The sequence below is a fragment of the Brasilonema octagenarum UFV-OR1 genome (genome assembly GCF_963888615.1).
Classification (GTDB): domain Bacteria; phylum Cyanobacteriota; class Cyanobacteriia; order Cyanobacteriales; family Nostocaceae; genus Brasilonema; species Brasilonema sennae.
This window is the reverse complement of the sequence record NZ_CAWPKW010000036.1, coordinates 1-867: the sequence shown is the minus strand read 5'-3', so window position 1 is coordinate 867 and position 867 is coordinate 1. Positions and strand designations below refer to the sequence as shown.

1 pseudogene is annotated in these 867 nt (G+C 39.7%); it reads right to left on the bottom strand.

Annotated elements, in window-relative coordinates:
* Window positions 1–406: 406 nt before the first annotated feature.
* Window positions 407–649, bottom strand: a pseudogene (locus AC5590_RS02340) (transposase); the annotation flags it as partial.
* Between the last annotated feature and the right edge of the window lie 218 nt (window positions 650–867).

Sequence of the window (867 nt, the reverse complement as noted above, 5' to 3'; positions counted from 1 at the left end):
CGTTGCTCTGCTAACTTTTCTGACAACAGGTTGAGCTTGAGTTGGAAGTTTCATCGTTATTTCTCCATTAGTAATAGTCCAGAATTGCCGCAGGGAATTTGGAGTGAGTAGAATTTTGTAGGTGGGTTACGCTAACGCTAACCCACCATTATTAAGTCATTCAGAGCGGAATTAGATGGTGCGTTACTTCGTTAATCCCAGATGATCGGCCCCGACGAGGGATTCTCACGTTTACACTCTCTACATTCGCTCGATAGTTGAGCTATTCCCGTACAAATCAGCCATCCTACAGGACTAGTCGGATGATTGTTAATTAACTATTTTTCGTTATCAATAGAAGCGATCATTAATTATTTTTAGGTAGTGATAATTTATTTCTCTCTATATATAGCAACCGCCAATGCGGTTAGGACGCAAAGCGCAAGACATCCTCAATGGCATCTCGTAAACAATCAAACTGCCCCAATTTTTTACGGATTCGACTCTTTAACCAAGACCAACATTTTTCAATTAAGTTTAGATCTGGAGAATAAGGGGGTAAGTACAATAGCTCACAACCTGCATTTTGAATCAATTCTTGAATACGACCACCTTTATGAAATGTGGCATTATCCATTACCGAGACAATTTTAGATTTTAGATTTTGGATTTTGGATTAAAATCTAGAATCTAAAAAAGGGTTTAAAGCCCCCGACTTGAGTCGTGCAGAAAAATAAATTCTAGAACTATACTCAAGCGCCTGTCTTACAGATATGGGGCGGCACGTTTCGGGTTGTTGCTTCTTACCCGTTCGCGTAGCGTCTCCGGAGGAGATAAGCTGCCTTGTCAATCTAAAATTTAAAATCCAAAATCCAAAATTCAGTGACT